We start from the raw sequence: 13,960 nt of genomic DNA on the forward strand, positions 1-13,960 counted from the left end.
TAATTTAGGTTGAGGCAATCAGATGGCTATGACAGTCCATTGCGATATCGTCAGCGCGGAAGGGGAAATCTTTTCCGGTCTGGTCGAGATGGTGATTGCGCACGGTGCACTGGGTGATCTTGGTATCGCCCTGGGTCACGCGCCGCTGATCACTAATCTGAAGCCAGGTCCGATCCGCCTGGTCAAGCAGGGCGGGGAAGAGGAGGTGTACTACATCTCTGGTGGTTTCCTCGAGGTTCAGCCGAACATGGTCAAGGTTCTCGCCGACACCGTGCAACGTGCTGCCGACCTGGACGAAGCTTCCGCTCAGGAAGCCGTCAAGGCTGCCGAGAAGGCCTTGCATGAGCGGGGCGCGGAGTTCGATTACGGTTCCGCTGCCGCACGTCTGGCCGAGGCCGCAGCCCAGCTGCGTACCGTCCAGCAGATCCGCAAGAAGTTCGGCCATTAAGGCAGCGCTTGTTGTGTGATTGATTAAAAAGGGTAGCCTCGGCTACCCTTTTTTATTTTCCCGATATTCATCACGTTGGTCGCAGCCGCTGACCACCCAGGATTGGTAGCCAGTCATGTCTCTTGAAATCGTTATCCTCGCTGCTGGCCAGGGCACCCGCATGCGTTCGGCCCTGCCAAAGGTCTTGCACCCGATTGCCGGCAATTCGATGCTCGGCCATGTTATCCACAGCGCCCGACAACTTGATCCACAGCGCATTCACGTGGTGATCGGCCATGGTGCCGATGTGGTACGCGAGCGCCTGGCCGCCGACGATCTGAACTTCGTCCTCCAGGACAAACAATTGGGTACCGGTCATGCGGTGGCCCAGGCCGTTCCTTTCATCAAGTCCGACACCGTGCTGGTGCTATACGGTGATGTGCCCTTGATTGAAATCGAAACCCTGCAGCGTTTGCTCAAGCTGGTAGTGCCTGGGCAGATGGGCCTGCTTACCGTCGAGCTGGATGATGCAACCGGTTATGGCCGCATCGTTCGCGACAATGATGGAAAGGTCTCTGCCATCGTCGAGCACAAGGACGCCAACGAAGCCCAGCGCGCCATCAAGGAAGGCAATACCGGGATCCTCGCGGTTCCGGCCGATCGCCTGGCCGATTGGACGGGCCGCCTGTCGAACAACAACGCGCAGGGCGAGTACTACTTGACCGACGTGATTGAAATGGCAGTCAGCGACGGTCTGGTGGTGGCCACCGAACAGCCCCACGACGCCATGGAAGTGCAGGGCGCCAATGACCGCAAGCAGCTTTCCGATCTTGAGCGTCATTATCAGCTGCGCGCCGGCCGTCGCTTGATGGCTCAAGGAGTGACTCTTCGCGACCCGGCCCGTTTCGATGTGCGGGGTGATATCAGTGTGGGTCGCGACGTGCTGATCGATATCAATGTGATCCTCGAAGGTAACGTCGTCATTGAAGACGACGTGGTCATTGGCCCGAACTGCGTGATCAAGGACAGCACCTTGCGTAAAGGCGTCGTGATCAAGGCCAACAGTCATATCGAAGGGGCGATTCTCGGAGAAGGCAGCGATGCCGGTCCGTTCGCGCGTCTGCGTCCAGGCACTGTGCTTGAAGCGCGGGCGCATGTGGGTAACTTTGTCGAGTTGAAAAATGCTCATCTGGGCGAAGGTGCCAAGGCAGGCCATTTGACCTATCTGGGCGATGCCGAAGTGGGCGCACGCACCAACATCGGTGCTGGCACCATTACCTGCAACTACGATGGGGCCAACAAGTGGAAAACGGTGCTGGGCGAGGACGTGTTCATCGGTTCCAACAACTCATTGGTGGCCCCTGTGGATATCTTGTCTGGTGCGACTACGGCAGCCGGTTCGACTATTACCTCTACTGTGGATAAAGCGCAGTTGGCAGTAGCCCGTGCTCGCCAGAAGAACATCGACGGTTGGAAGCGACCAGAGAAGATCAAGAAGAGCTAAGTTATCCACACCTCGATATTTTTCAGAAGTTATTCACAGCCAAAAGACTGTTAATAATATTAACCGGCAAGCCTCGCTCACTTCAGGGGGCTTGCTGTTAATTATTTTATCCACAGAGTCTTTTGATCGATCCGCGCTTGACGAAGTTTCCTCGATAGGTTTTGATTGCTTCCGTTATCTTTCGAATCGAAACTTATCAAATCATGTCGAAGCGCAACACACCTCAGCGGCGCCACAACATCCTGGCCTTGCTCAACGAGCAGGGCGAAGTCAGTGTGGATGAATTGGCAAAGCGCTTCGAAACCTCTGAAGTTACGATTCGCAAGGATCTGGCCGCACTTGAAAGCAATGGTCTGTTGCTGCGTCGTTATGGCGGCGCCATCACCTTGCCTCAGGAATTAGTGGCCGACCTGAGTCAACCGGTCTCCAGGTACAAGCAGGCCATTGCCCGCGCAGCTGTTGCGCGGATTCGCGAACATGCACGCATCATCATCGACAGCGGCAGCACTACCGCATCGATGATTCCGGAACTGGGTCAGCAACCGGGCCTGGTGGTGATGACCAATTCCCTGCACGTCGCCAACGCCTTGAGCGAACTCGAGCATGAGCCGGTGCTGTTGATGACCGGCGGCACTTGGGACCCGCATTCCGAGTCCTTTCAGGGGCAGGTCGCCGAGCAGGTACTACGCTCCTACGACTTCGATCAATTGTTCATCGGCGCCGATGGTATTGATCTGGCCCGCGGTACAACCACCTTCAACGAATTGCTGGGACTCAGCCGAGTGATGGCCGAAGTCGCCCGTGAAGTAGTCGTGATGGTGGAGGCCGACAAGATCGGTCGCAAGATTCCCAACCTGGAACTGCCCTGGAGCAGCGTCCATACCCTCATTACCGATGATCGCCTGTCGCTCGATGCGCGGGATCAGATTCAAGCCCGCGGTATCACTTTGATTTGCGCGGCTGTCAGTCAGGAGAAATAACATGTGTGGAATTGTCGGCGCAGTTGCAGAACGTAACATCACCGCCATCCTGGTCGAGGGCCTCAAGCGCCTGGAATACCGTGGGTATGACAGCGCGGGTGTAGCGGTGTACACCAATGATCAAAAGCTCGAGCGCGCGCGTCGCCCGGGCAAGGTCAGCGAACTTGAACTGGCCTTGGTCGAAGAACCGCTGGTTGGGCGCCTGGGTATTGCCCACACTCGCTGGGCCACTCACGGTGCACCTTGCGAACGCAATGCGCATCCGCACTTCTCTGGCGATTTGGCTGTGGTGCATAACGGCATCATCGAAAACCACGAAGCCCTGCGTGAACAACTCAAGTCTTTGGGTTACGTTTTCACTTCAGACACGGACACTGAAGTCATCGCCCACCTGCTGAACCATAAACTCAAGGACCTTCCTGACCTGGCTGAGGCCCTCAAGGCAACAGTAAAGGAACTGCACGGTGCTTATGGTCTGGCAGTCATCAGCGCGAAGCAACCTGATCGCCTGGTGGCAGCCCGCAGTGGCAGCCCGCTGGTGATCGGCCTGGGCCTGGGTGAGAACTTCCTGGCGTCCGACCAATTGGCACTGCGTCAGGTGACTGACCGTTTCATGTACCTGGAAGAGGGTGATATCGCCGAAATTCGCCGCGACAGCGTGCAGATCTGGGATGTCAGCGGCAAGGCTGTCGAGCGTGAGACCGTGCAGTATCGCGATGGCGCCGAAGCGGCTGAAAAAGGCGAGTTCCGCCATTTCATGCTCAAGGAAATCCACGAGCAACCGTCCGTGGTACAGCGCACCCTGGAAGGTCGTTTGAGCCCGAACGGCGTGCTGGTACAGGCTTTCGGTCCACAGGCCGCTGAACTGTTCGCCAAAGTGCGCAATGTGCAGATCGTTGCCTGCGGCACCAGCTATCACGCCGGCATGGTTGCGCGTTACTGGCTCGAAGAACTGGCCGGCATCCCCTGCCAAGTCGAAGTTGCCAGCGAGTTCCGCTACCGTAAAGTCGTGGTGCAACCCGACACCCTGTTCGTGACCATCTCCCAGTCCGGCGAAACCGCCGATACCCTGGCTGCGCTGCGCAATGCCAAGGAACTGGGTTTCCTCGCCAGCCTGGCAATCTGCAACGTCGGCATCAGCTCCCTGGTGCGTGAATCGGACCTGACCCTGCTGACCCAGGCCGGCCGCGAAATCGGCGTGGCGTCTACCAAAGCCTTCACTACGCAATTGGTGGGTCTGCTGTTACTGACCCTGTCCCTGGGCCAGGTTCACGGATCGTTGGCCAAAGGCGTTGAAGCGACACTGGTCGAAGAACTGCGTCGCTTGCCAACCCGCCTGGGTGAAGCGCTGGCGATGGACAGCACCGTGGAGAAAATTGCTGAACTGTTCGCCGAGAAGAACCACACCCTGTTCCTGGGTCGTGGCGCACAGTTCCCGGTCGCGATGGAAGGGGCCCTCAAGCTCAAGGAAATTTCCTACATCCACGCCGAAGCCTACCCGGCTGGCGAGCTGAAGCACGGCCCGCTGGCGCTTGTGGATAACGACATGCCAGTGGTGACCGTAGCGCCAAACAACGAGCTGCTGGAGAAACTGAAGTCCAACCTCCAGGAAGTCCGCGCCCGGGGTGGCCAACTGATCGTTTTCGCAGATGAGAAGGCTGGCATGACCAATGGTGAAGGCACGCACGTAGTGCACATGCCCCACATCCACGACATCCTGTCACCAATCCTCTACACCATCCCGCTGCAGTTGCTGTCGTACTACGTGGCTGTGCTCAAAGGCACTGACGTCGACCAACCACGCAACCTGGCGAAATCGGTGACTGTGGAATAAGTTATCCACAGCTGATCGAACCTTATATTTTTTGCTAAAAAAGGCGGTAACAGAAATAAATAAGTCGGCGACAAGCTAAATTAAGTAGGTGACGACCCTTCTTGGGCGTAAAATTGGGGCGCACGCAGGCTGTTCAACGGTCAATGCGTGGGTCTGAAGTGATTTTGCGCCCTGAGGCTCCCCCACAATGATTCCCAATCAGCCGATCCCCACACCACCAGCCGCGTTCAACCCACGACGGGGGAAGCTGGTCACCAGGGAGTACCTCGAAACGCTGATCAAAAAGGGTGTAGGCAGCGGCGAACGAGAGTCATACCGTCCTTGGCTAAAAATCCGCTCAGTTCCCTCCAAAGGCACGTCCAGAATCGTCCCTGGTGTTAGAGTCGCCCGTGGCCATCACTGTTTGTCCAATTGCGAGTATATGTTCTTGGTACTGGTGGAGTTTAATAAGGACATTACGGATATTCGTGAGCAGTTTCCGCTGATTGATTATGACGAGACTTACTCCATCGCGTTGCAAAAAAACATTAGACCAGCTCTGTATATAGGAACTGATGTTCCATTTGTGTTTACTGCCGATTTTATGCTGACCTTCACCCGTCCGGGAGGAGAGTCAACCATGGTTGCAATTTCTCTGAAGTATAAAGAAGAAATAACTAATGCAACCGCCGCCAAGAGAAAACGCATATTTGAGAAGCAGGACATAGAAAAGGAATACTGGGCACGTCGTGGTGTGAAGTCGAAACTTTGTTTTTACGAAGATCTCCCCCATATTAAGATAAAGAACCTTATCATCCTTAGGGGGTATGCTAATCTTCCATTGTCTGTAGCTTCAGATAATAATATTCAGAAGATCATCCGTTTTTTTGTAGATTTAGCAGATCCTGAAGGTATGGAAGATATATCCCTTCGCAGTTTGCTGAGGCTAGTAAGTCAGCACGTTTATATCGAATATAAAACCGTAAAAGATTTGTTTTTTTATCTGGTTTGGAACAAAAAGATAGTTATTGATCTCGATTTGCACGAGCTCAATTTATCTAAGCCGATTATGGGGCTTCGCATTCCATCATCAAGCTCGCAAGTGCTAGGAGTAGCTTAAATGGTCAGGTTTCTGATTAATTATGTATTGGTTCCCGTGCTTGAGTCGAGTATCGCAAAAACTGTATTAAGGATTATCGATATAGATAACCACGCTGGTCAGCTGTTGGTTATTTCGCTGGAATACCCGTTGAAGAAGCCTTGGATTGTTGGCCTTGAGGATGTCTCTTTCGAGATAGAACAAGGAATTATCCGCATGGATCAGGATGTTCCGGCCGCTTACATGCTCAAATCCGAAGACCAGCTTTCCGAAAAAGAGAAGGCGTCTAGAGAGAAATCATGGCGCTTGATCAGAGCACTCGTAGAAGAGAAGAATGCCGGCGATCTGTTCATTGATGGGGAGTTTGGACGGCGTGTAGCTGATCATGCGGCAATACTGAATACTTCTCGCGCAATGATCTACAAGTTGCTCTACCGTTATTGGGCATATGGGCAATCAAAAAATGCCTTTTTGTGGCAGTCAAGTGAGTGGGGTGCCCCTGGCAAAAGGAAGGTCTATAAAGACGGGGTGCAACCTGGAAGACCGCCCTTATACCGCGGAGTCGTTAAGACGGATAGAGCAATAATAATAACTGACTTTGATCTAACCTGTATTGAAGTGTCCTTCCTGCGGTATGTGAACAAAAAAGAAGGTTCCGTACAAAAAGCCTTCGAATGGATGGTAAAAAACTACTACCGAGAGGTTTTGTCTGACGGAACCATCGGCGATGTGAAGCGGGGCAAGCATCCGAAGATTTCTCAATTTCGACATTACTCTAAGCTGTACTTTGATCGATTAGCCATCCTCAAATCCCAAGCCGGGGAAATTAGGTGGCTCAAAGACCATCGAGCTATCAAGGGGTCAGCTGTAGATGGGCTAGTAGGCCCAGCTCATCGTTATGAAATAGATGCTACCATCGCTGACATATATCTAGTCCATCGGGTCAATAGAAATTGGATTATTGGAAGGCCCGTCCTATATATTGTCGTTGATGCGTATTCTAGAATGATTGTCGGCGTGCACATTGGCCTTGATGGGCCTAGCTGGGAGGGTGCTCGCCACGCATTGTACAATGCGTTTACCAGCAAGGTTGAATATTGCAAGCGCTACGGCATTGAGATAGATGAAAAAGAATGGCCGTGCCATCACATCCCTAAAGAAGTCTCTGCTGATCGCGCTGAATTGCTGAGCAACGCAGGTGAGGAATTTTCCAATACCCTTGACGTTATCCTAAAAATTGCGCCTCCTTATCGCCCTGACTGGAAGTCTATTGTTGAAAGCCGTTTCAAGCTCATCAATCAAGGACTTAGTCTTAAGTTTTTGCCTGGTGGTGTTGACGCACGTAGGAACGAGCGAGGGGATAGAGACTATCAACTCGATGCTAGATATGATCTGGATCAGTTTACCGCTATCATCATAAACCAAATCCTGTATCATAATGCGACGTTGCATTTGCCCCACCTAGCAACCAATGACATGGTTCGGGATGAAATTGAGCTGTACCCTATTGAGTTGTGGAATTGGGGGATGCGCAATAGCCTTCTGAATATTAGAAGTCGTTCTGATGCGGAAATTAAAATTGCGCTACTGCCATCAGCGCTAGCGACGGTCAGACGATCTGGGATTTATTTCAAAGGTGTTTTCTACACATGCGATCTTGCTGAACATGAGGAGTGGTTCGCGAAAGCACATAATTTTGGCATTCAGAGGGTCAAGGTTTGGTACGACCCCAACAGTGCCGATAATGTATGGATTCGTGATGCGGATAGCTTTATTCGCTTAGAAATCGTTGATTATCTCAAAGAAAAATATAGTGGATTCCGCCTTGAGGAAGTTGAAGATAGAGTAGCTATCCTGAGGCAAGTCTCTCCAGACAAAGAATACGAGCGCCTGAATCGAGCTGCTCGCACTAGGGATGCTAACGAGGAAATCGACGATCAGGCCAAAGCAATGAAGAAGGCTACTCCTCGACCTCCTTCAAAAGCAGCAGCGAAGTCCAACAAATTAGCTAACCGCAGATCAGAAGTGGAGTTGCTACGTGCGGCGGATAGCGCTGAGCTTTCTGAGCTATCGGCTCCAGATGTACCGCCCCAACCTGCAACGCAAATCCAAGAGGCCTCGAAACCGGAACCAAGCGGGCGTAAAAAGGTTGTTCTCAGCTTGGTCTCTTCGAAGCTCCAGAGGACTGAATGATGGCGCGCGCGATCGAGGCCGCTTACACCTCAACCGGCTTGGCGCAGTACGACGGGAACCCATTGATAGAGGCTCTGCCGCCAATCCATGACGACGAGACTGTCGTGGAGCTTCTTTGCGATTTTCCCGACTTTCCCAGCTCAGCTGAAATGGCATTGAAACCTAAGCTCAGGGCGCACTGCGTAAACCGCATGAGCGATATCGTCGTGCCTCTGGATCTGCACCTTCAATTTGAAGCGTCGTTCAGTCAGTTGATTCGAGGGGGCTACACCGCCCGTGATCCTTTTCATAGGGATGCTGTAGCGATGCTCCACGCTGCGGATGAAGCGCAGCTGAAGCACTCTGGTTTCAAGTCATCTGCCTCGACACTCGCCATCTTCGGGCTGAGTGGAATGGGCAAAACCACTATGCTCAATAGCCTTGTAAAAACTTATCCACAAGTCATTGTCCATAAACGATATGCCGGTAAAAACTTCAAGAGAACTCAGATCGTTTGGCTGAAAATCGACTGTCCCCATGATGGTTCTCCACGGGGTTTGTGCGCCTCATTTTTTGCAGCCGTAGACGAAGCGCTGGGAACTGATTACACCGATAAATACATCAAACCAAGAGCAAGTGTCAGCATGCTACTGCAGCATGTTAGTCAGCTTTGCCGGAGTTTCAATGTCGGTGTTCTCATAATTGATGAATTGCAAAATCTGAATCTGCTCGCCGATGCAGATTCCAAGCAACGTATTCTTAATTTCTTTCTGACCTTATCCAATGATGCGGGCATACCCCTGATTTATTCCGGAACTAACTCCACGTTCAAACTTTTTGCGGGGGTTGTCAGGAATGCTCGACGTGCGCTTGGTATGAGCGACTATTATTTCGATCGCTTTCAGATTGATGATGATGAATGGAGTGCGCTTGTCCAGACCTTTCTGGCCTATAACTGGACGGAGGACGCTATAGAACGGACGCCTGAGCTGGACGACAAACTTTACTATCTAACTCAGGGCAATACCGATTTTTTGGCTAAGTTAATGATGCTTACCCAATGGTACGCGTTAGCTAATGATCAAAAAATAACTTCTTCGCTTTATCAGAAAGTTTATGACCAGCAAATGATTATCCTGCACAGGCCGATTGAGGCGCTGCGTAGCAACGATCCCTTACAGATCGCTGATTTTGAGGACATGATGCCTGCCCGTGAGCAGGTCGCTTACATGATTACTGTTGCACGCGTGCGACAAGCACGCAGAGGAGGTTTCGCACCTCTCCGGCTTCAAGGCTTGCCTAATCAGCCGCCAACGCCGTCTCCTGATACAGTCACTGCTCCGGCGAGTAGACGCTTGGCTGGAGTTGCTGATCCTTCGTTTGTCAGCGATGCGCAACGGGTTGCCGAATCGGACGACTGGGAAGCAGCTGCCAAGGAGAAAGGCTTTACTAGTTTTGGGGATGACATAGAGCTTTGGTGATGTTTCTGCGGCGGAGAGAGGCTAATATGGCTTCAGTGTTGATGTTCCCGACCCCTTTCCCCGATGAGACCATAACGAGCCTGGTCACTCGCTACCACCAATTGTCAGGCGGTGTTGGCGTACGTCGAACGCTGGTGGAGCTCTTTGGCGCCGTTACCAAGAGCTACGCTTCAGAGCTGCCTTGCTATTTAACCCATCTTGAGGCTATATCAGGCTGTACAGGCCTGGTAGACAACCATACGTTGCTTCCCTATTTCGAGCCTTTCCTTTCGGCTGAGAAGGCCAAGCGTGCTAGGGAATTGATGCAGTCCAGTCACCCCCTTGGGCTCAAGCTTGAGCTGGGCATCACTGCAGCAGGCTTCGAAAGATATCGCACCCGGCGTTATTGCCCTCGCTGTATTGCAGTGGACTTTGCGGTGTGTGGCGTCGCCTATTGGCATGTGTGCCATCAAGCAGTAGGAGTTCATGTCTGCCCTAAACACCACTGCTACCTGCACCGCGTGCTCGCAGCGCCGGAGACAAGCGATTTTAATCAGCTTTTCCTGCCATCGGACATCATTGGACGGGAAGAAGGCCACGCGATGCGGTTCCAATCGGAGATCCATTTCTGCCGGCTTGCCGAGCTCGCGGACATCATCGATTGGGGGCGATGCAATCGCCAGTCTATAGCCAGATTACTCAAGGATGATTACCTGCACTTTATTATCAACAGAGCAGGGTTGATTTCGAAGGGGCGGGTGTGTGCCAGTAGACTTGAAGAACACTTCATAAACTCCTCCAGTGATTATCCTGGTGACTATGAATTTAAAAGGCTTTTTGAACTGCATCATGGGCGGGTAGTGTGGCCGTTAGATTTGCTAAGAAGAAGAAAATCCAGTCATCACCCAATTCTGTTTTATACGTTTTTAAATTGCCTTGGCATTGATTTGAAATGCCTGATTCAGGATTGCTCAGATCAAGTAAAATACAATTTCTCACCGAAGCCACCGACATTGGTAGCATCATTGGCGTCAAGCGTTCTTGAGACAAATGCGAGGCGAAGATCATTCGGAATTGCCTATGCTGATGTCCCGGCAAAAAATACGGGAGATTACACTTGGCTATATCGTCATGATAAAGCGTGGCTCCAGGCTTATATCTCGAATCACAGAAAAACGCCTGTTGTTCGTGAGCTGATCGACTGGTCGAAAAGAGATTTTGAGCTAGCCGAGAGTGTGTGCTCGGCGGTAGCTGAAATCAATGCAATGGCTGGACCGCCTGTTCAGATTTCACTAGCGGCCATATGTCGGGTTTTATCTGTGCCACCTGACACGTTTCGACATCTGCATAAGCTTCCGCAATCAATGAAGGTCATCCATTCAAGCCTGGAGACTCGCCATGATTACCAAGTCAGAAAACTGACTTGGGCTGCGAATGTTTTGAATACCGAAAATGTCAGCCGTACCAAATCGAATTTGCTTCGCAAATCTAATATAAGGGTGTGTTATCTGACTGAACAGGAAATTTCTAGATTTATGTCCTGACAGCACGAAATTTTTCAATCTCATTAATGAAATTGTCTAGGTTCTCGTAGAGGAGATAAGCTGTTCTCGTGAACAGCTGCATCGGCGTGCGAGCTAGGTTATGGTTACTTTTCCGTGCCGTCTGATAAACCTCCGTGGGTGTTCCAGTTTTGTTGTCAGTATCTATGCAAAACTGAAAATAGCTATCAAGCGATGGTGAAGAGTAACCCAGCTTTTCTAAAGCATTGTCAATGGTTGGGATAGAGGAATGTCTATATTTAAATAGGTTTGTTTTTTTTAGAATTTCATAGACAAACTGTGAATATTGGTGTGTTGTAGAGCCCAGTAAGCTCTCAGTTTTGATGTTGGTTTTCCGATTTATACAGGCTGACAACTGGTTCAGCTTGTGGTGTTTTAATTCTACTTGGCAGGTGGGGCAAATATCTGACAACAGCACCGCGTGCAGGTGGCACACCAGTGTTCCAAGAGCTCCCGGAGCAACATGCGTCCTGTGAATATAGGCTGTACCAAGATTTTCTATATCGTTAATCACACACTGAGTGCAAATTCTCAAATTTCCACGAGGTATGAAAGTCATGTTTGTATATCTAGCCCTGTTAAACAGGAAGCCGATCGGGTGCAGTGTATGCTTATAGAGGGTTTCTTTGTCGAACAAGCCACCAAAAGCTCCTGATGGATTGAATTCGAGCGTGGCTAACTCGAAGCTGGAAACCTCCCTATTTCGGAACTCACTTTTAGCCCTGCGACACAACTCGTTATTTCTCATGACAGTCGATACGAGAAATTCTTCTTCGAATGGATCAGTAAATATGGTGTATCCGGGACTATTCAATATTTTTATCTACCGGTTGAATTGTCCACTGGGTTAGCGAAAATCAGATGTAAAGTCGTGATTTTAAATTGCTGCAGCCACTCGAAGTGCCAACTCAGTTCGATTGATTACGAGGGAGGCGCTGTGGCTCTGCAGGATTTCTGGCTCTTCGTGGATTTCGCCTTGGAGAAACAGCAACTGCTCGAAATGGACCGCGAAACCACCCACAGACGCTATACCGTCAGCCGTGCAGTCCACATCAAGGTCTACCATTGGTGGCGCTTCTATGCTTTTACAAAACACTTCCCTGCCGTTTTCGATCTATTCCATGACCTGCTCTCCCTGCTGTCATAGGCGCGTCAGAAGCCTGAACTCAGGCTCCTGATAGTGATTATATGGCCAAAAGGATACTCCCTTCTATCCGTAGCCTGTTGGCGCTGATGCGATTTTGACCCAAGGGCTAGTGGGATACCAAGCGCGGCGAACAGTACCTGCTGATCAAATCGCCCCCAGCATCGGGCAAGTCCCGCGCTCTAATGTTTATCGCCTTGGACAAGCTGAATAACCAGGGCCTGCAGCAAGCTGTCGTCGTGCCCGAGCGCTCCATTGGCGGCAGCTTTGCCGATGAGCCGCTGAGCGAGCAGGGACTGGCAGGTGGCCCCACAGTGGAATCCGACAATGGCTGACATGAACGATGACGACCTGCTGGATGCGCTGGGGGTAGAAGTCCCCACTCTCAAGACAGCCACTCGAACCCCTCGCGAAGAACGCATCATTGCGGGCTTTGAGGACATTCAGCGTTTCTATCAGACCAACGGCCGCGCCCCACTGCATGGCGAAGACCGCGACATCTTCGAGTGCTTGTACGCCGTGCGCCTGGATCAGCTTCGCAAGCTGTCTGCATAATTGCATGGACTTGACCACCCATTTGCATTGCCACTGACCACTCGTTTGCATCCGTGCTGACCAACCGTTTGCATTCGACTTGACCAGCACACGCCGCAGTGATGACCGGGTGAGAATGGCCGAGGCTGTGTGAAAACGTTTTTCTGCGCGACAGGTCATCAAAACCAGACTGGAAATTGCGCTTGTACGAGAAATCCACATCTGCTGACGTGCCGATAAGTTTCAGATTTAACGTAGACGCGCACACTTCAATTTTGGCGAAGCGTTTTTAATACACTCTGGACCAAAAACTGCCGTTCAACATCTGGAACAGCTGAAAGCCTTCGATAAAGATATAGCGCCATTAGAAACTTTCCGAAAAGGTAATTCTGGCAATCACACCACCGCCCTCAGTCTCAGCTAAGTATCTCTCCGTATCTTCTCCTCTACGCAAGTTCAGCGCAGATCAGGAGAGGCTACTCGCACATGAATCACGTAAAAGCCGGATGGCTCAACAAAGTGCCCGAAGTGATGCTGTCTTTCTGGGTGATCAAGATTCTGTCGACGACAGTGGGTGAAACCGGAGCTGACTTCCTGGCAGTAGACGCTGGTTTCGGCGCGGGCTGGACCAGCATTGGCATGGCGCTATTACTGGCGTGCGCACTGTTTTTTCAAATGCGCAAAACAGCCTATTCACCCTGGATCTACTGGTTGACCGTGGTACTGGTGAGCATCGTTGGCACGCAGATCACCGACATCATGACGGACATGCTCGACATCAGTCTGTACGTCAGCACCGCGGTTTTCTCAGTCCTGTTGGCGATTAATTTTCTGCTCTGGTACCGAGTGGAGCACAACCTGTCGATCCGTGAAATCGACACGCCACGGCGCGAGCTTTTTTACTGGTCCACCGTACTCTGCACCTTTGCCCTTGGCACCGCTGCCGGGGATCTGGCCACTGAAGCGCTGGGTCTGGGATTCACCGTCGGCGTGGTGATTTTCGGCGCACTGATTGCGGCGACGCTGCTGGCCTGGCGCTTGGGTGCCAATGTGGTGTTGGTGTTCTGGGTCGCCTACATCCTGACTCGCCCGTTCGGCGCCTCCCTCGGCGACTTGCTGACCCAAGCCAAGACCTATGGTGGCATGGGCATGGGCGCCGCCTGGACCAGCGCCATCTTCCTGACCGTCATCGTGCTGTTGGTGGCGGTAGCGCAAGTCAGCATCGGTAACCGTAAAACCGTCATTCAATAACCATTCAGACCTTT

At 51.7% G+C, this 13,960-nt stretch carries 11 protein-coding genes and 2 pseudogenes; 12 read left to right on the forward strand and 1 reads right to left on the reverse strand.

What is annotated here, in order from left to right:
* Positions 1–22 precede the first annotated feature (22 nt).
* The 8 genes from CGA21_RS00710 to CGA21_RS00745 all read left to right on the forward strand — a co-directional run bounded on the left by CGA21_RS00710 (position 23) and on the right by CGA21_RS00745 (position 10,999).
* Positions 23–448: a F0F1 ATP synthase subunit epsilon gene (locus CGA21_RS00710; RefSeq protein WP_007969909.1), complete on the forward strand. Its 426-nt coding sequence runs from the start codon at positions 23–25 to the stop codon at positions 446–448.
* A 115-nt stretch (positions 449–563) separates the two neighbouring features.
* Positions 564–1,931: a bifunctional UDP-N-acetylglucosamine diphosphorylase/glucosamine-1-phosphate N-acetyltransferase GlmU gene (gene glmU / locus CGA21_RS00715; RefSeq protein ID WP_110748356.1), complete on the forward strand. Its 1,368-nt coding sequence runs from the start codon at positions 564–566 to the stop codon at positions 1,929–1,931.
* 200 nt (positions 1,932–2,131) lie between these two features.
* A complete protein-coding gene (locus CGA21_RS00720; protein ID WP_177411575.1) occupies positions 2,132–2,911 on the forward strand; it encodes a DeoR family transcriptional regulator in 780 nt (259 codons plus the stop codon).
* Position 2,912: 1 nt separating this feature from the next.
* The gene (gene glmS / locus CGA21_RS00725; RefSeq protein WP_110748350.1) at positions 2,913–4,745 is read left to right on the forward strand and encodes a glutamine--fructose-6-phosphate transaminase (isomerizing); all 1,833 of its coding nucleotides are present in this window, start codon (positions 2,913–2,915) and stop codon (positions 4,743–4,745) included.
* A gap of 187 nt (positions 4,746–4,932) precedes the next feature.
* Positions 4,933–5,844, forward strand: coding sequence for a TnsA endonuclease N-terminal domain-containing protein (locus CGA21_RS00730; RefSeq protein WP_188263330.1), 912 nt, complete (start codon positions 4,933–4,935; stop codon positions 5,842–5,844).
* Positions 5,845–8,016, forward strand: coding sequence for a Mu transposase C-terminal domain-containing protein (locus tag CGA21_RS00735; protein ID WP_188263331.1), 2,172 nt, complete (start codon positions 5,845–5,847; stop codon positions 8,014–8,016).
* Positions 8,016–9,476, forward strand: coding sequence for an ATP-binding protein (locus tag CGA21_RS00740; RefSeq protein WP_188263332.1), 1,461 nt, complete (start codon positions 8,016–8,018; stop codon positions 9,474–9,476). The genes CGA21_RS00735 and CGA21_RS00740 overlap by 1 nt, the downstream gene beginning before the upstream one ends.
* A 26-nt stretch (positions 9,477–9,502) precedes the next feature.
* Positions 9,503–10,999, forward strand: a complete 1,497-nt coding sequence (locus tag CGA21_RS00745) for a TnsD family Tn7-like transposition protein (RefSeq protein WP_188263333.1) — start codon at positions 9,503–9,505, stop codon at positions 10,997–10,999.
* Here CGA21_RS00745 and CGA21_RS00750 read toward each other — a convergent pair.
* Positions 10,989–11,654 carry a hypothetical protein gene (locus CGA21_RS00750; RefSeq protein WP_188263334.1) on the reverse strand — a complete coding sequence of 222 codons (666 nt, stop codon included), beginning with the start codon at positions 11,652–11,654 and terminating at the stop codon, positions 10,989–10,991. The two genes, CGA21_RS00745 and CGA21_RS00750, sit on opposite strands and share 11 nt — an antisense overlap.
* 300 nt (positions 11,655–11,954) lie before the next feature.
* On the opposite strand from CGA21_RS00750, the gene CGA21_RS00755 reads away from it, so the two are divergent.
* The 4 genes and pseudogenes from CGA21_RS00755 to CGA21_RS00770 all read left to right on the forward strand — a co-directional run bounded on the left by CGA21_RS00755 (position 11,955) and on the right by CGA21_RS00770 (position 13,946).
* The gene (locus CGA21_RS00755; protein WP_188263335.1) at positions 11,955–12,164 is read left to right on the forward strand and encodes a hypothetical protein; all 210 of its coding nucleotides are present in this window, start codon (positions 11,955–11,957) and stop codon (positions 12,162–12,164) included.
* Between the two features lie 119 nt (positions 12,165–12,283).
* Positions 12,284–12,509, forward strand: a pseudogene (locus CGA21_RS00760) (DEAD/DEAH box helicase); the annotation flags it as partial.
* Positions 12,489–12,707: pseudogene (locus CGA21_RS00765) on the forward strand (GIY-YIG nuclease family protein); the annotation flags it as partial. The pseudogenes CGA21_RS00760 and CGA21_RS00765, both read left to right, overlap by 21 nt.
* A 474-nt stretch (positions 12,708–13,181) precedes the next feature.
* Positions 13,182–13,946, forward strand: coding sequence for a hypothetical protein (locus CGA21_RS00770; RefSeq protein ID WP_188263336.1), 765 nt, complete (start codon positions 13,182–13,184; stop codon positions 13,944–13,946).
* Positions 13,947–13,960: the final 14 nt, after the last annotated feature.

Source organism: Pseudomonas sp. PSB11, from assembly GCF_014596605.1.
Classification (GTDB): Bacteria; Pseudomonadota; Gammaproteobacteria; order Pseudomonadales; family Pseudomonadaceae; genus Aquipseudomonas; species Aquipseudomonas umsongensis.